Origin of the sequence: Alistipes sp. AM16-43 (assembly GCF_003435745.1) — a bacterium.
GTDB lineage: Bacteria > Bacteroidota > Bacteroidia > Bacteroidales > Rikenellaceae > Alistipes > Alistipes onderdonkii.
In genome coordinates this window covers 219,430-235,360 of record NZ_QTUQ01000005.1, presented here as the reverse complement: position 1 = coordinate 235,360, position 15,931 = coordinate 219,430, and the positions used below count along the sequence as shown (strand labels likewise).

Here is a 15,931-nt window from a genome sequence, read left to right as displayed (position 1 = left end):
CTTATCTATTGGTTTTCATCGTTTCGTCTCTAAACACTTCCCTGCCGCCCACGACGGTCATCGCCGCACGGCCCTGTACTTCCCAGCCTGCGAACGGGGTCGCCCGGCCCATCGAAAGGAACGTCGCAGGGTCGACCCTGTACCGTGCATCGAGATCCAGCACCGTAAAGTCGGCCTGGTCGCCGACATGCAACCCGCCGCCCAGGCCGAATATCCGGCGGGGATTGACAGCCATCAGCGCGACCAGCTTTTCGAGCGTGACGATGCCAGGCAACACCATATATTTATATAACAGCGGGAAAGCACACTCCAACCCCACGACCCCCATGGCGCTTGCGGCCAAGCCGCGCGACTTCTCCGCGGCGGTATGGGGCGCATGATCCGTGGCGATCACCTCGATCGTGCCGTCCGTGATCCCCGCAAGCAGGGCATCGCGGTCAGCGCGGCTGCGCAGCGGCGGGTTCATCTTGAACCGCCCGTCCTCCTGCAGATCCTCGTCGCAAAGCAACAGGTAGTGCGGGGCCGTCTCGCAACTCACGCGCAGGCCCCTGTCCTTGGCGCGACGTACCAGTTCGACGCTCTCACGGGTCGACACATGGCAGACATGGTACTGGCAGCCGGTCTTTTCCGCGAGCGCGATGTCACGTTCCACCTGCCGCCACTCGCTTTCCGAACAGATGCCCTTATGCCCGTGCGCACGGCAGTACTCCCCGTCGTGGATATAGCCGCCCCGCAGCAGGTCATCGACCTCGCAGTGCGCCACGACCGGCTTCCCCACCTGTGCAGCGCGGCGCATCGCCTCTTCCATCAGGCCGTCCGACTGCACGCCGCGTCCATCGTCCGAAAAGCCGACGACCTCGGGCGCCAGCGCCGCAAAATCGACCAGCCGGCCGCAGCCGCGCTGCCCCATCGTGATGCAGCCGTAGGGAACTACGCGCACGACGGCATCGCGGCGGATGATGTCGGTCTGCGCACGGAGCGTCTGCGGAGTGTCGGGCGCAGGGTTCAGGTTCGGCATCGAACATACCGTCGTATAGCCTCCGCGGGCCGCGGCCGCCGTACCCGTCGCAATGGTCTCCTTCTGCGAAAACCCCGGTTCGCGCAAGTGGACATGCACGTCGACAAGCCCCGGCACCACGTGGCGCCCTCCGAGGTCTACGACCCGGTCGGCAACGCCCCCGGCGGGCACGACACACCCCCCGTCGACGGCAAACTCCCCGGCCGCAAAACGACCGCCGTCATAAACTACGGCATTGGTATAAAGTGTTTTCATCTGCGTAAGCGTAAAAAAATAGGGCAACTGAAACAGTTACCCTAATAAAACAAAATCGCCGAAAACCGGAGGAAATACGTCGCCCGACCAATAGTCTTGCTGCCAGGAAGCCTGCGCCGACAATATGCTGGGTTTACAATTCATAGGTTCTCGGGATCACTATAATTGTGCACAAAGGTAGGGCTTTTTTGCCGGGCATGCAAAATTTAGCCGGAAAATTTTCAACAAATAATCCACACCGATCCCCGCCGCCGGAAACGCCAACCGCCCCGTAACGGCTCTGTAATCCGGAATAAGCTTCCCTCCCCGGGTAGCGTTATCTGACGATAATCAGGTCGACGCCCGCCTCTTCGACGATGGTGACCATCTGTTCAGGAATCCCGTCGTCCGTGATGATCACGTCGATATCCTCCAACGCACAGATGCGTCCGAAGCCGCGCTGCCCGAATTTCGACGAGTCGGCCAGCACGATATTCTGCGACGAGGCCTTCATCATCTTGCGCGTGAGTTTCGCCTCGTCGAGCGTCGAGGTGGTGATGCCGTGTTCGAGGTCGATGCCGTCCACCCCGAAAAAGAGTTTCGAGCAGATGCAGTCGTCCAGCGACCGCGAGGCCTCCTCGCCCAGCACCGAAAGCGACTTCTTGTGCACCGTACCGCCCAGCTGCACGACATTGACATTCTCCGCCTCGTTGAGCAGCACGCCCAGCCGCAGGAACGGCGTGACGATGTTCAGATGGTGCCACTGGCGCATCTTGATCTCCTCGGCGAAAGAATAGATCGTAGACCCCGATGCGATGATGATCGAATCGTTATCATCCAACAACTCCACGGCGCGCTGCGCGATGAGGCGCTTGGCATCGCGGTTGATATTGTCCTTGACATGCACGTCGAGGTCGGCGACATGGGGATTGGCGGGACGGGCGCTGCCGTGTACCTTGTAAAGCAGTCCTTTGCTCTCCAGGATTTTCACATCCTTGCGGATCGTTACCTTCGTAACCCCCAGCTCGTTCGCCACGTCGGTGATGCGCACGAAACCATATTTGTTCAGTTTGTCGAGGATATATTTGTGTCGTTCGGCAATGCTCAGCATATCTCTCTGTCTTTTTAGCAGTTATTGGAGCAAATATAGTTATTTTTTCGCTTTTATCAAAAAAAGTGTCCGAAACCGCGCTCCGGTTCGGACACTCCCGGATCGCAAGACCCGTATCATCATCTAAAATAGGAACATACTGTTTAATTCCGTTCCGGTTCGGCATCGTAACCGTCGGCACGCGCCCCCCACATCATCAGGAAGACCAGCATACCGACGATGGCTACGCCGATAATACCGACATAAGCCCAGTTCCAACCGTAATGCTGCGCCACGAAGCCCAGCCCCACGCCCGAAACGACCGTGCTGGCATAACCGAACAGGCCGGTAAGCCCGTTGGCCGTCGCAGCGGCCTTTTTCGTGGCCTGGTTCGCGGCTGCGATGCCGATCAGCGCCTGCGGGCCGTAGATGCAGAACCCGGCGGCACACAGCGTGAGGAAAAGCAACCACACGGGAGCATCGGTGGGCAGCTGCCAGAACAGGAACACGAACAGCGCAGCGCCGGCCATACAGAACACGCAGGTACGGTGCGCACGGCCCCTGAGCCATTTGTCCGTAGCCCAGCCGGCGAACAACATGCCGACGATACCGGCGATTTCGAACATCGCCACGAGCCACCCGGCATGCGACATGCTGACACCCTTCGACTGGCTCAGCAGCGAAGGCCCCCAGTCGAGCACCGAGAAACGGACGATATATACGAAGAAATTGGCGAAGCCCAGGATCCAGATCAGCGGGTTCCTGAACACATGCTTCATCAGGAAAGCGCGGTGCTCGGCACTCTTCGTCTCCTTTTTCACCTCCTTCACCTCGGTGCCTTCCAGTTCGGGAAGCCCGACCGAAGAGGGCGTATCGCGCAGGAAGACGACCAATCCGATCGCCCCGGCGAATGCGATGGCCGAAGGCACCCAGAAACACCATTTCCAGGCCCCAACATGCGTCGCCGAAGCCATGACGCGCTCCATCCCGGCAGCATCGTCGGGCGCAACGCCCAGATTGGCGGCGATCGTCGCCACGGCGTCGGGGTCGGCCGTCATGTTCATGCCCACGGTACCCATGATGTAACCGCAGAGGATCACCACGAGGCCCGCACCGATCGAATGCGAGGTATTCCACACAGACATCTTGGTCGCCAGCTCCGTTGGCGGAATCCAGTGGGTCAGCAGACGCGCACAGGGAGGGAATCCCGTCCCCTGCAACATGCCGTTTATCACCCACATGATCCCCATGAAGAGGATCATCGTATTGGTGAACTGCGAACCGTCGTGCTGCCCCGTGATCCAGTAGGAGACATCCTCGCCGAATCCGAAGGCGAAGTTGGCCAGCGCACAGAGCGCAAGCCCGATGGCCATGTACCAGCGGGCGTTCATGCGGTCGGCCAGGATACCGTTCACGAAACGCGAAAGCCCGTAGACCACACCGTTCAGGGTCAGGAAAATACCCAGGCTGGTTTTCGAGATCCCCAGGTCGGCCTCCAGGCCGGGCATCGCCAGCGAGAAGTTTTTACGCACGAAGTAAAAGAGCGCATAGCCCACCATCGTGGCGATGATGGTACGCGTCTGCCAATACTTGAAGCGTTTGGTTTGTTCAGGAGTCATTTCGGAATGAAAGTTTAGTAGTTTCAGTTTGCAAATATACTACTTTATTTCCCAAATTCCGCCTTTCCCGAAAAGTTTATCGAGCCATTGTTCCATCCAACCGCAACGGAAAGCGACGTCGATGACCGTGAAACGACTGCGCATGTAAGGTATTTTTTCGAAACTTGCCCGGAACCTGGCACGTGAGACGCCGATCTGCTCGGGTTCGTAGGGCGCACCGACCAGCTCGAGGCGGCGGCGGACTTCCCCGAACGGGATGATCTGCCGGCGGATACGCACGCTCAGCTCGGGCCATGCTTTCTTCAGGCGCTGCAACTGCCTGCGCAGCCCCTCCTTATCGACGTATTTACCCTTGGTCTCCACCAACCCGCGGGCCACGAATTCGGGGTCGTTATCGAAGATCCGGCGAATGTCCGCCTCGGTCTCCTCCCATGATTTCCAGGCTGCGACGCACTTTTCGACGTCGAGTTCCCCGACCGGAGCTTCGAGCAGCATTTCGAGGAATGCCGTCGACGCAAGCGTACCTATGCCCACCTTGAACCCGTGCGAAACGGATGCCCCGTTGTATTTGAGGTGTTCCATGTCCCACAGGTGGCTGAACTGGTGTTCGGCTCCCGACGCGGGTCGGCTCGACTGGGTTGCCTGCATCGCAAAACCACTCAGCAGCAACCCTTCGGCCAGCTGTTCCACTTTGACGACATTCCCCGCGTGTACGCCCGCCGGGTCGCAGAGCGCCTCTTTCAGGCCGTCCTGCACCACCGAGAATGCGAAGTCGTCCATCAACTCCGACCCCACGGCGTCGGCCAGCATCCAGTCGGCACCGGCCGGGATCTTGGCGATCAGATCGGCATAGCCCGAGGCGGAGAGCTTCGCAGGCGCAGCCGCGGCGATGTTCGGGTCGAGCACCATCCCCAGCGGCGCCGGGCAATCGAAAGTCTGCTTGTTGCCGTCCTTGGTGATCGAAGCCCCGTAGGCCGTATAACCGTCCATCGAAGCGGCCGTACCCACGACCATGTAACGGCGTCCGTTATGGCTGGAACAGAGTTTCGTCAGGTCGTTGATCACCCCCGAACCGACGGCTACGGGCACGGCATCGGTCTCGGCAAGCACGGTATCCAACTCCCCGACATACGCCCATTCGGCATAGAGCTTCGGGTCGGTAAAGACATATGGTTCATCCTGCGCGACACCCGCTCCGGCCAGTATCTTATGCACGTCATCGCCGGCCACGCGCCATGTATTGGCATCGGCCACGACAAGCGCCCGCTTATCCGGGAACAGTTTTCTGAACATATCCGCAACCTGCGGAAGGGTATCGGTTCCGATCACCAACGCCTTGGTGTCGGTCGTGCGCGACAGGGCACTTTCTACTTTATTCATAGTACGAAATTAATTTATTACCATCCGGAAAAGGGGATAAGCCATCCTAAAGCAAAATAAAGACGCAAGAATTTTCCCTTTCATGCCTCAAAGTTAACATATTTTACTTTATTATGCAATATAAGAAAACAAAATACCAACAAATAACTATCTTTTTATTTTCTTTTTAATCTCCAATGTCGATAAAAACCAGGGACTGCAGACACCCGCAGCCCCCGGTTCACCATATCCACCAAAACTAATTAACCTTCTTAACCTTCAGATTATCCAGCCACATACGATAGTTTTCACCCTCTTTGCCAACAAGAGCCGAATAGATTTTAATGCGCGTATCGGCCGTAACACCGGTGATCTTCACTTTGTGATTCGTATAGCGATACGTATCCTTCAGCCCCTCCTCGATCATTTTATCCACAAGCACGTTACGTAAAGTCACCGTGGCACCGCCGTCGCTGATAACGGCATCGGCCGAGGTCTCGCCCGTTACGCTCACGATCGTCGCTCCGGTCACCGTCACCCCGAAATACTCCATAATGTCGGTGTTCGAGGGTGCCATCATATCCCCCTTCGTACTGGGCTCATAATAGGGGCACGCATCGAATTCCAGCTCGATCTCCGTAGCGCCGGACAACGAGGACAGTTTCGGCAAAGTCAGCCATGCGGGCTTCTTGCCGCCACCGAATTTCATATATCCGGCGGCGATCCCGACATTGGAACTGTTGGCCTTCCAATCCGCACGATCCCACTCGGACAGGTATGCACTGAAATAAGAGTCATTATCCTTCACGCCCTGGCAATAGATGGAGTTCGCATCGCCCGTCGTAATCAATATCTTATCCGGATCGGAAAAATCGGTCGTGCTGCCCAGGCTGAAGCCGTAGGCACCATAGAAGGGCTGACCGCCTCCGGGAAGATTCTCGAAGTCCTTATAGAGGAGGTATCCGGACTTGTCGGGAGCCGCGTCGGTCGTAACGGAAGCCGAAGCCCACTCGGAATCGAGAAGCGCCTCCTTATTCGCCGTCGACTTGCGGCGGAGCTCCAGTGTATAGGTCGCCCCGGGCGTCAGCCCGCCCCACACGAGCCGGTAATATTTATACTTCGTAAAATTGAATTTCGAGAAGTTCTCGATCGACCGGATCACATTCCCGCCGGCATCCTTCACCCGGAAATCATAGGTATCGGTCGACCCTACGGGCTGCTGCTCCAACGCTGCGGCGGACAGCTCCCACTCCAGCACGGCAAGGCCGTGTGTCTTCGCGTAAATCCGCGCAGTGGGAGCAATCATAGGCACGGGATCGGTGGTCACGAACTGAACCGCCACCACGTCCGAATCGAATTCATTCGCCACGGAGCCGTCGCCGACAAGCGCCTGAACCGAAACCGTATAATCCGTACCGGCCTTGAGCCCGGCAGCCGTATAGCTGGTGGCGCCGACGATCGTCGAGGCAACCTCCTGCCCATCGAACGTCGTTTTGACCACGACCCGGTAATTGGCGGCGCCGTTCACTTCGGCCCAGCTGATCTTGGCCCCCGAGGAGGTCACGTCGGCAGCCGCCAATTCTGTTGGCGTCGCTAATTTTTCAGCCGCGAAGCCCAAAGTCCCCACGACCTTCTGCGTCGGGTCGGAATTGAATTCCGCATTCCCGGCGTAAAGCGCCCTGACGGTAAAGATATAAAGGCCGGGTTCCAGATCGGCGAACTCGCAGTTCGAATCCTCTGTCTCGACGGTTTTCCTGAAGTCGGGACGCGTTTGCTGCGCCACGGAAGCCTCATAGGAGGTCGCCCCCTTCACGCCTTCCCACGCAAATGCGATGGAAGTCTTGGCGGGCGTATAGGTAATCTTTTCAAGCTCGAGGGCCGGCAGTTTCTCGGTCACCTCCGTCTTGTCGGCAGCCATAACGACGATATTGTCGATATTGATACGGTACCCCTTTTCGTTATAGGTCTGCGCCTCGATCTTGATGCGCGTCTTGTTGGTAGCGTCCTGAACGGTAAAGGTCAGCGTCTTCCATTTGCGGCCGGCAGCCGAAGTCTGTGCCGGGAGCACGGTATTGTTCACTTCGCCGTTGGTTACGACTCCGGCACCCTCGGCAGAAACGATGTAGGTACCCGTTTCGTTATCGAAACGCAGGAAGTCGATCGAAACCGACACGGTCTCGGGTGCCGCCGAAAGGCTTTCGAGCTCCGGCGTCATGATCCAGCCGCCATTGGCCGTAACCCCCAGCTTCACATAACCCGGGTGCTCATATACACGCAAGCCCGACCACTTTTCAACGCCGCGGTTGATGCGGTAGGTCTCGCCCATCGTGTTGAAAACGTCGCTCGTACCGTCGGATCCCGCCGAAATCACATCGGGTTCCGCAGGCTCCGTACCATCGAACTCCTTGCCGGCGCCGTCCTTTCCGTTCGGGCCGGGGCCCTTCTTGTTGTTCGGGTAATCGCCGCCCCATTTGAACAGGTCGAAGCCCATGCCGAACACTTCGTTCGACGAACTTACGTTCCCCGAAACATCGCCCTGGAATTTCACGACCCCGTCGAGTTTGAAAGTCACATGGCACACCACCTCACCCAGCGTCACGGGCACACCGGTGATAGGCACCGAAATCGTACCGCTACCTTCGTGCTCGATCACAGACTGATAGGGGCTGCTGATGCCGAGCCCCTCGGCGGCAAGGCCGTCGAGCGTGGCTTCGATTTCCACCATCTCTTCGCCGAAAGCCTTGTCATAGGCGATTTCGAGCATTGCGGCGGATTCCGTATTGGACTTGAGCGTCCCCGAAATCACGGGGTCGTTCACCGAGAAATGACCGTCGGCCTGTGCGACCTCGATCTTGATCTCCTCACCGTTGGCCGGTTTCAGATAAATGTATCCCGTACGTTTGTCGCCGGGATTACGCTCGGCCGTAACGGTCACCCACTGGTAATCGCGTCCGTTACCGACACCATTGTCCGGAGAGATGGAGAACCAGTTGTTCACCGGAGCCCCGCTTCCGTCCGTACACTCGACACGCGCCGACCACGAACCGGCATAGCGTACCGAGATCTGGGTCGTGGCGCCTGAATTGTACGTCAGCTCGACGGCATCGGTATCCCGTTTGAGCGGAGCCACATCCGGATCGTCGGAGCAAGCCGCCAGACAGAGGGCCGACACGAAGAGCATCGTCTTTATCCAATTTTTCATAAGTTTCATAACATTTTGATTAGAGTAATAACTATTACCGAAAATAGCAAAGCGGATACGCCTCGGGGCGCGTCCTTACTCTCAAGAGATATGTCGGAACAACTTGCAGGACAAACATAAGCACATTTTTTCTTTTTTGCAAATTTTCGCACCTTAAAAACACTATTGCAACACAAATTGTTTCCTTTAGTGATTATTTAAATAGTTTTTAACACGCATGAAACATCAATAAACGAGCTTTGCCACACAAAAGACAATAATAAGACAACACGAATCAAGACTAACAAAATACAAACACCAACAATTGATTTTAAGGTATTTACAATATATAAATATAAAAATACCCCAAACCTACATAATTTTTACTATTCTTTTTGCAAAGTTTTTAAACCAAATAGTTGCACGAAAGAAAATAAAAACATATATTTGAAAGCAAAATTAGAAGAACCTTATTTATTAAATAATTAAAACACACAAACCTGACACACGCGAAAACCTAACTACTTTTTTTCACACTCTCCAGCAGAAGTTATATCGGGAATGACTTGCAACCAGCCGAAATCCCCGGAAAAACCCGGCCTTATATAATAATAGGTATGGGATCCGGCAACGAACCGATTGATAACTTAAACTGATGTAAAATGAAACAATGTTACACGCTGACCGGACTTGACGTACTGGGCAAAATACGCTCGTACATCAGGCTCCTGACGGTTATTCTTTTATATGTGACATTTGCGCTCCCGGCCTCGGCACAAGGGGGGGGGAAGGCCGTCTCGGGTATCGTTAAAGACGACACGGGAAATCCACTCATAGGTGTCACCGTCACCGTCCCCGGTACCACGAAAGGCACGACTACCGATGCCAACGGTACATACACGATCAATGCTGACAATTCAGAGAGCCTGAATTTCAGCTATGTGGGCTACAAACCCCAGACAATCCACGTCAACAACCAATCCACCATCGACGTCACCATGAGCGAAGACAACACCAGCCTCGAAGAGGTCGTCGTCGTCGGCTACGGCGTACAGAAGCGCCGCGACATCGTAGGCGCCGTCGAAACCCTTTCGACAAAGGGCCTCGAAGAGCGTATGGGTTCGTCGATGAGCATTTCGCGCTCGTTGCAGGGCGCCATCCCCGGCCTTACGATGACCTTTTCCGACGGTAAGCCCAACCGCGGCGCGACGGTGCGCATCCGCGGCGCGGAGAACTCGATCGGTTCGGGCGGCTCGGCCCTGGTGATGGTCGACGGCGTCGAAACCGACATGTCGACCGTGAACCCGGACGACATCGAGTCGATCACGGTGCTCAAGGACGCCTCTTCGACCGCCGTATACGGTGCCCGCGGCACCTTCGGCGTGATCCTCCTTACCACCAAAAAGCCTCAGAAAGGCAGCGCCAAGGTGACTTACAACGGCACCTTTACCTTCTACAAGCGCGCCACCAAACCCGAGATGGTCACCAACGGCTACGATTATACCACCTCGTTCCTGGAATCCTACGTCAACGCATTCGGCAAGGATCCCTCGAACATCAACAACGTATTCAAATTCTCGCGCACCTGGTACAACGAACTGGCACGCCGCAACAGCGACCCCTCGTATGAGAAATGGCGCGTCAACAACCGCAACGTCTACGAATACTTCGGCAACACCAACTGGTACGACGTATTCTACAAGGACTATACGACCGGACACCAGCACAACATCAGCGTGACAGGCGGCGGTGACGTGGCATCGTACTACGTCTCGGGCCGTATGTTCGAGCAGGACGGCATCTACAACGCCGGCGACGAGAAATACCAGCAGTTCAACGTCAAAGCCAAAGGCATCGTCAACGTAAAGCCGTGGCTGCGCGTGGAGAACACCACCGACTTCATGTACCGCTATTCGCACCAGCCGACGAGCCACACGGGCATCTCCACAACGCCGATGACGGTATCGCGCATGCTCAACCACCAGGCTTACCCCGTAGCCCTGGTCACCAATCCCGACGGCACGTGGACGGAAGCGGCCGTATACACGGGCTGGGCAGGCTTCGTCGAGGGCAACTCGTGGCGTAAAGACCGCAAGTTCGACATGAACAACCGCACGGCGGTCACGATCGACCTGTTGAAGGACGTGCTGGTCGCCGCCGCCGACGTGAGCTTCTATTTCAACCAGACCGACCGCCGGCAGGCCGTGAACAGCTACACCTACTACACGGGGCCCGACAGTTCGGGCGAACGCCCCTCGGGCTCGCTCTACGAAGAGCGCTCCTACAACCGCCAGAAAGTCGCTTCGAGCGCCACGCTGACCTACACGCCCCGCTTGGGCGACAACCACTCGCTAAGTATCATGGGCGGTTGGAACATCGAAGATTATACCTACAAGAGCAACCTGATGAGCCGCGAAGGCATCATCATCCCCGGCAAGCCCAATTTCAGCCTGCTGGAAGGCGAAGCGATGACCCTGAAGGACAACGGCAGCTACGACTGGGGACTGGTCGGCGCATTCTACCGCGTAAGCTACTCGTACAAAGGGAAATACCTATTGGAAGCCAGCGGCCGTTACGACGGTAACTCCAAGTTCCCGTCCAACCAGCGTTGGGGATTCTTCCCCTCGGGTTCGGTGGGATGGCGCATCTCGGAAGAGAACTTCATGAAAAACGCCAACTGGCTCGACAACCTGAAGATCCGCGCATCGGTCGGTTCGGCGGGCAACGGCCTCATCAGCGATGCCTACGCCTACCTCTCCACGATGTCGATTGCACAGTCGAGCCTGCTGAACAACGGTTCGGTGTTCAACTACACGCAGGCACCCTCCCCGATTCCCAAGAGCCTGACATGGGAAAAGGCCACAACCTATGACCTCGGCCTGGATTTCGAGGCATTCAACGGCCGCCTGAACTTCTCGGCCGACATCTACCGCAAGAAGACAACCGACATGTATGTGGTGGGCGAAGAGCTGCCTGCCGTATTCGGCAACAGCGCCCCCAAGGGTAACTACGCCGACATGCGCACCGACGGGTGGGAGGCCAGCCTGTCGTGGCGCGACAGCCACAAGGTTGCGGGCAAGACCCTGAGCTACAATATTAAAGTCGCCGTATGGGACAACACCAGCAAGATCACCCGCTATACGGCCAAAACTGGCACGCTCCCGACCAACTACTCGATCAACTATTACGAGGGGATGACCCTCGGCGAAATGTGGGGCTACAAGTGCGACGGGCTGTTCCAGAGCGACGAAGAGGCGCAGACATGGGCCAACTATTCGAAGTTCACCAACCGTTCGGCGACCTGGCAGGCCGGCGACCCGCGCTACCTCGACCTGAACGGCGACGGATACGTCAACAACGGCAACAACACGATCTACGACCACGGCGACCTGGTGAAGATCGGCAACACCACGCCCCGCTACAGTTACAGCATCCAGGGCGGCGTGCGCTGGAACGGCATCGGCATCAGCATGATGTGGCAGGGCGTCGGCAAACGCGACTGGTATCCGGCCAAGGAGTCGGGTTATTTCTGGGGACAGTACGGCCGCCCGTACAGCATGGCACTCCCGTGGCATAACAGCGACCGCTGGTCACCGACCAACCGCGGCGCCTACTGGCCGCGCCTGGTCGGCTATTCGGCCAGCGACTCGGGCCTGATCCTCGCGCAGCCCAACACGCGCTACGTGCAGGACGCTTCGTACATCCGCCTGAAGAACCTCACCATCGACTACAACTTCCCCAAGGAGCTGGTCAACAAGATCGGCCTCCAGGCACTCAAGATCTATGTGTCGGGCGAGAACCTCCTGACCTTCTCACCGCTCAAGAAGTACGCGAAGAACTACGACCCGGAAGGTATCTACGCCGGCGATGCGGACTACGGAACCAACAAGTTCGGTAGCGACAACTTCGGCGACGGCGACGGTTATCCCGTCATGAAATCGTACACGATCGGTTTGAGCATAACTTTCTAAATTACGGACGACAATGAAAAAGATAACATATATTTTACTTTCGGCCTGTTTCCTGCTCACGTCCTGCGAGGATTTCCTTAACAGGGATCCCGACGCCAAGGTCGGATCCGGGGATTATTTCACGGACGAAGGCTCTCTGCTGACCTATATCAACGGGTTCATCCAGAAATACACCCCCAGCGCAGCAGACCTGGGTTACGGCGACGGATACTCGGACATCATGGCTACCGAAAAGTCGTTCACGTTCCTGACCAACGCTTCGTGGACACCCGACCTGCAGAGCGGCTGGTCGATCAGTAACTGGACGCCGATCTACAACATCAACTATTTCCTGGTGCACATGCGCGAGGCGAAGGGGCTCTCCGAAGCTACCTACAACCACTACGAAGGCACAGCCCGTTTCTGGCGCGCATGGCAGTATTTCGAGAAGGTCAAGACCTTCGGTGCCGTACCCTGGTACGACGAACCGATCGACCCCGAAGACATGGTGGCGCTCTACAAACCGCGCGACAGCCGTGAATACGTCATGGAGCGCGTGCTCGAAGACCTGAACTTCGCCTGCGAGCACTGCTACACGTCGTCGGACTGGATCAACTGCGCCCGCATCAACCGGTACATCGCCCTGGCTTACAAGGCCCGCGTGTGCCTGTTCGAAGGTACCTACCGCAAATACCATTCGGTAGACCCGTCGACGGGCAAGGCATGGGAAGACAAGCAGGCTTCGGCGAAATTCCTGCGCGAATGCGCCGAGGCCTGCGAGGAACTGATGGCAGCCGGCGTATACAGCATCGTGAACAACCCTGCCAAGGTCAAGACCCAGTACCGGGAGCTCTTCACACAGGAGGCCGTCAACACGACCGAAGTGATCTGGGCTCGCCAGATGAGCGTCGGCATGACCACGTTCCACGACCTTACGTGGCGTTACACGTCGGGCAGCTACGGACAGCGCTGGTCGCTCGACCAGGATTTCGTGAAGACCTACCTCAACCTGGACGGCTCGCGCCACACGGCCACCGGCGAGGAGTTCACGACCGAAGTCGAAAACCGCGACTACCGGCTCTCGCAGAGCATCATCACACCGGGCTACACGAAGCTGGTGGGCGGCATCTCGACCGCAACACCCCCCGATTTCACGGTGACGCTGACCGGCTACCAGGTCATCAAGTTCAACATCGACGACAAGGCATACGAGTCGGCATCGGTTTCCTACAACTCGCTGCCCATCATGCGTTACGCCGAGGTGCTGCTCAACTACGCCGAGGCGAAGGCCGAACTGGGCGAATTCAGCGACGACATCTGGAACAAGACCATCAAGCCGCTGCGTGAGCGCGCAGGCGTCGACGGCAAGCGCCCGACATCGGCAGACCCCTATCTGCAACAGTACTACGGGCTGAGCGACAGCGACCTGCTCGAAATCCGCCGCGAGCGTGCCATCGAGTTGCTGCTGGAAGGGTTCCGTTACGACGACCTGATGCGCTGGCATGCGGGCGAACTGCTGAACAAGCAGTGGTACGGCATCTACATCCCGGCCATGGACACTTCCTACGACCTCAACGGCGACGGCATCAACGACGTCTGCGTGACTTCGGGCGAAGCCGGCAACGAACCCGGTGTAACGTACATCATACTCGACAACAGCAAATACTCGCTGGAGAACGGCACGACCGGACGCCTGCTCTATACCGTGGGCCGCAACTTCGAGGAAAAGCGCTACCTGCGCCCCATCCCCAAGACGGCACTGAACATCAACCCCGACCTGGGACAAAACTATTACTGGAGATAAACAGGGAGGAAACGTGCCCCGGAGCTAAATTTTCCCGGGGCGCGCATCCCGACACAAACCTTAATTCAGCATACAATGAAACGATACATATTTATCATCGCCGCGCTCACTGCCCTGATCTTTTCCGGGTGTTCGAATGACGACGACCGCCCGGTAAAGACCCCCATAGATCCGCTGACCGACATCTACGGCGTGGTGACCGACAACCAGGGGAACCGACTTCAGGGAATCGTCGTAAGCGACGGATACACCTGCACAGCCACCGACGAGAACGGCGTATACCAGCTTACGGCCGGGGAATTCTCCTATCATGTGTACCTTTCGATCCCCGCGGCATACGAGGTACCCGTGTCCGAAGGGCTGCCCTGCTTCTGGCAGAAACTGACCGAAGGGCGCAAGCGCTACGACTTCACGCTGACCCCGCTGGCCGGAGGTGCCGAAAACGAGTTCAACCTCTTCTGCGTGGCCGACCCCCAGTGCCAGAACACGACCAACATCGCACGTTTCAACAACGAGACGGTGCCCGACATCGCCGCACAGGTCGCAGCCTCGGCGCTGCCCTCGTACGGCATCACGCTGGGCGACATAGGGTGGAACACCGAGAATACGGACTACACGAACGACGTATTCCCGCTGATGAAAAAGGCCATGCAGATGGACAAGGTCGGGCTGCCGCTCTTCCAGGTGATGGGCAACCACGATAACAAGGTGATCGCCGTCAGCAAGGATAACTACACCGTCGCACACGACATCGCCGCACAGCGGAATTTCGAATACATCTTCGGCCCCGTAAACTATTCGTTCGACCGCGGCAACGTGCACATCGTCGCCATGGACAACATCATTTTCCCGAGCCACAAGGATTATTCGCTCGGATTCCGCGACGACCAGGTCGAATGGCTCCGACAGGATCTGAGTTATGTTTCGAAAGACAAAATGGTGATCCTCTGCGTACACATCCCCATGCGCGCCAGCGGCAACCAGAACGTACAAGCGGTATTCGAACTGCTCAAGCCGTTCGCCGAGGTGCACGTCATGTCGGGGCACACGCACTACGCCGAGAACAACGTCTACGACAGCCACTACGAACACGTGCATGGCGCGGCCTGCGGCGCATGGTGGAACTCCACGATCAACGTCGACGGCACGCCCAACGGATACGCCATCTACAACATCAAGGGCGCCACGATTACCGACTGGGTATACAAGGGCACGGGGCTCGATGCCCAGCAGCAGATACGGCTCTACCGCGCCAACGACATCTTCATGCGTGATTACTCGAAAAATTACCAGTTCTATTACAAGGGCGACGACCAGATCGTAGCCAATGTCTGGAACGCCGACAAGGACTGGAAAATCGAAGTATACGAGAATGGCATAAAAACAGGGGAAATGACGCATTTCGACTACACAGGCAATGAAAAGGACAAGTCCTGGGATGCCTGGGCACTGGGTTACCACATCGGCGTAGTAGGCAAGGCCGAACTGGACAGCAATAAGAAACCCACGAGCTACTACCAGCGCAACGTCCGCCACCTGTACTACTACACGCTTCAGTCACCGACAGCGTCGGTCGAAGTGCGTGCCACAGATCGGTTCGGCACGACCTTCACGCAAACGAAATTCACCACGGGCCTTGCCGAGGATTTCCCGGTCGGCGAGTAGGTTATTACGGA

General features: G+C 57.1%; 8 protein-coding genes. 3 read left to right on the top strand and 5 right to left on the bottom strand.

Going from position 1 to position 15,931, the window contains the following annotated elements; translation table 11 throughout:
* Position 1: 1 nt before the first annotated feature.
* From DW189_RS11020 to DW189_RS11000, 5 genes are all read right to left on the bottom strand, one after another.
* On the bottom strand, positions 2–1,273 hold the full coding sequence (locus DW189_RS11020) for a dihydroorotase (RefSeq protein ID WP_117508225.1): 1,272 nt from the start codon (positions 1,271–1,273) through the stop codon (positions 2–4).
* A 316-nt stretch (positions 1,274–1,589) separates the two neighbouring features.
* Complete coding sequence (locus DW189_RS11015; RefSeq protein WP_022332510.1) at positions 1,590–2,363, bottom strand: DeoR/GlpR family DNA-binding transcription regulator; 774 nt, start codon at positions 2,361–2,363, stop codon at positions 1,590–1,592.
* A gap of 143 nt (positions 2,364–2,506) precedes the next feature.
* Positions 2,507–3,961 carry an MFS transporter gene (locus DW189_RS11010; RefSeq protein ID WP_117508139.1) on the bottom strand — a complete coding sequence of 485 codons (1,455 nt, stop codon included), beginning with the start codon at positions 3,959–3,961 and terminating at the stop codon, positions 2,507–2,509.
* Positions 3,962–4,000: 39 nt separating this feature from the next.
* Entirely contained in the window at positions 4,001–5,341 is a 1,341-nt protein-coding gene (locus DW189_RS11005) for a sn-glycerol-1-phosphate dehydrogenase (RefSeq protein WP_117508137.1), read from the bottom strand.
* Positions 5,342–5,579: 238 nt separating this feature from the next.
* Complete coding sequence (locus tag DW189_RS11000) at positions 5,580–8,522, bottom strand: fibronectin type III domain-containing protein (protein ID WP_162508115.1); 2,943 nt, start codon at positions 8,520–8,522, stop codon at positions 5,580–5,582.
* Between the two features lie 641 nt (positions 8,523–9,163).
* Here DW189_RS11000 and DW189_RS10995 point away from each other — a divergent pair.
* The 3 genes from DW189_RS10995 to DW189_RS10985 all read left to right on the top strand — a co-directional run bounded on the left by DW189_RS10995 (position 9,164) and on the right by DW189_RS10985 (position 15,920).
* Positions 9,164–12,472 (top strand): SusC/RagA family TonB-linked outer membrane protein, encoded by a 3,309-nt coding sequence (locus DW189_RS10995; RefSeq protein WP_022332514.1) that lies wholly within the window; start codon positions 9,164–9,166, stop codon positions 12,470–12,472.
* A gap of 13 nt (positions 12,473–12,485) precedes the next feature.
* On the top strand, positions 12,486–14,255 hold the full coding sequence (locus DW189_RS10990) for a RagB/SusD family nutrient uptake outer membrane protein (RefSeq protein WP_055211425.1): 1,770 nt from the start codon (positions 12,486–12,488) through the stop codon (positions 14,253–14,255).
* A gap of 75 nt (positions 14,256–14,330) precedes the next feature.
* The gene (locus DW189_RS10985; protein WP_117508133.1) at positions 14,331–15,920 is read left to right on the top strand and encodes a calcineurin-like phosphoesterase C-terminal domain-containing protein; all 1,590 of its coding nucleotides are present in this window, start codon (positions 14,331–14,333) and stop codon (positions 15,918–15,920) included.
* Positions 15,921–15,931 lie beyond the last annotated feature (11 nt).

What these genes read in the sequence shown, in the direction of transcription:
- DW189_RS11020 (WP_117508225.1), bottom strand. Translation starts at nt 1,273, where the DNA reads ATGAAAACACTTTATACCAATGCCGTAGTTTATGACGGCGGTCGTTTT.
- DW189_RS11015 (WP_022332510.1), bottom strand. Translation starts at nt 2,363, where the DNA reads ATGCTGAGCATTGCCGAACGACACAAATATATCCTCGACAAACTGAAC.
- DW189_RS11010 (WP_117508139.1), bottom strand. Translation starts at nt 3,961, where the DNA reads ATGACTCCTGAACAAACCAAACGCTTCAAGTATTGGCAGACGCGTACC.
- DW189_RS11005 (WP_117508137.1), bottom strand. Translation starts at nt 5,341, where the DNA reads ATGAATAAAGTAGAAAGTGCCCTGTCGCGCACGACCGACACCAAGGCG.
- DW189_RS11000 (WP_162508115.1), bottom strand. Translation starts at nt 8,522, where the DNA reads ATGAAAAATTGGATAAAGACGATGCTCTTCGTGTCGGCCCTCTGTCTG.
- DW189_RS10995 (WP_022332514.1), top strand. Translation starts at nt 9,164, where the DNA reads ATGAAACAATGTTACACGCTGACCGGACTTGACGTACTGGGCAAAATA.
- DW189_RS10990 (WP_055211425.1), top strand. Translation starts at nt 12,486, where the DNA reads ATGAAAAAGATAACATATATTTTACTTTCGGCCTGTTTCCTGCTCACG.
- DW189_RS10985 (WP_117508133.1), top strand. Translation starts at nt 14,331, where the DNA reads ATGAAACGATACATATTTATCATCGCCGCGCTCACTGCCCTGATCTTT.